Annotated in this window: 2 protein-coding genes and 1 riboswitch; both genes read right to left on the bottom strand. The window is 69.1% G+C overall.

Features of this window, described 5'->3' with window-relative positions; genetic code table 11:
* Nucleotides 1–571: transglycosylase family protein (locus tag ABZ070_RS37380; RefSeq protein ID WP_356640661.1), on the bottom strand; the 571-nt coding region annotated here is incomplete at its 3' end.
* Between the two features lie 4 nt (nt 572–575).
* Nucleotides 576–712: riboswitch (cyclic di-AMP (ydaO/yuaA leader) on the bottom strand.
* A gap of 349 nt (nt 713–1,061) precedes the next feature.
* On the bottom strand, nt 1,062–1,396 hold a 335-nt coding region (locus ABZ070_RS37375; RefSeq protein WP_356640659.1), incomplete at its 5' end, for a LysM domain-containing protein.

Here is a 1,396-nt window from a genome sequence, read left to right as displayed (position 1 = left end):
TGGTGCTCAGGGTGTCGCCGGCCTTGACCTTGTACTCGCCGTCGCCCTTCTTGAAGGACTTGGCCTCGGCAGCGGCGGCGGGCTTCTCGGCCTTCTTCGCCGGGGCCTCGGCGCGCTCGGAGCGCGTGGTGGGGGCCTCGGCTCGCTCCTGGGCCGGCTGGGTGAGCTCGGCCTCGGCGGAGCCGGCGTCGTTGGAGGCGTTGGACAGGCCGACGCCACAGCTCGGCCAGGCGCCCTTGCCCTGGCCGGCCAGGACCTTCTCGGCTATCTCGACCTGCTGGGACTTGGACGCCTGGTCGGCGGTCGCGGCGTACGCGGTGCCGCCGTAGGCGGCCCAGGTCGAGGCGGAGAACTGCAGGCCGCCGTAGTAGCCGTTGCCGGTGTTGATGGACCAGTCGCCGCCGGACTCGCACTGGGCGACGGCGTCCCACTCGGCCGTGGTGGCGGCGGAGGCGGTGCCCGCACCGAGCAGCGGGGCGGCGACGGCCGCACCGGTGATGCCGACGAAGGCGGCGATACGAGTCGCCCTGGAAGCGCGGCGGTGCTTGGCGTTGCCGGAAGAACGCAGCATGGAGCTATCTCCTCACCGATGCCTGCGGGTGAGCTGTCGGGTTCGGGCCTGTGAGTTGCGCGGCCGCACGTCACTGACGCGCGGTCTTCGCCCCCAGACGGTTCTGTTCCGCCGGTCTCCACGGTCCGGCCGACCTCGACGTACGGTCGGCCTCTCGCGATCTCGGCTCACGGGCCCGGCACTTACCCGGTCCCCCGCTCCTGCCTTCGGCGCTTGAGTGACGACTGTTCCCCCCGACCGACGGCAGGATTTGGCGTATCGGTCGACGGTGCCCGCGATGGCGAACGGTTAAGACGGTAGACACACGACTCCCCGATGTTCAAAGTCGAACATCGGGGAGAAATCGCCCGAACCGCCCACCTGCGAGTGTCCGTTTCCGCAGGTAGGGGCGGGGTGGGTGAATCCGCAGGGGGATTTGCTCCAGTTGCGGCAAAGAGACCCTTGTCTCACTCGCGCGAAACAGACATAAGCCCGCGAAGCGCTACGTGAACTAGCCCCGGTTCAGGCCCAGATCGAGGCTCTGACCGGGCAGGATGAGGTCCGGGTCGGCCCCGACGGTCTCCTCGTTCGCCTCATGGAGCGCCGGCCACCCGCCGGGCAGGTCCTTCTCGGCGGCGATGTCGCACAGGCTGTCGCCGGGCTGAACGGTGTAGGCGTCAGGGCCGGTTACCTCGTCGACACCGTTATGAACTGAACTGTCACCAGATGAGGCATGACGGCCACTTTCGCGACCCTCTTCCGTATTGCTCGTTTCCGCCTCGTCGTCGGCGGGGGCGCCGACCGCGAAGCCTCCGAGCAGGGCGACCGGATCCGCAACGACTGGGC

The sequence above is a fragment of the Streptomyces sp. NPDC006283 genome (assembly GCF_040613325.1).
GTDB lineage: Bacteria > Actinomycetota > Actinomycetes > Streptomycetales > Streptomycetaceae > Streptomyces.
Note: the sequence above shows the minus strand (reverse complement) of the source record. Positions and strands in the feature narration are given on the sequence as shown.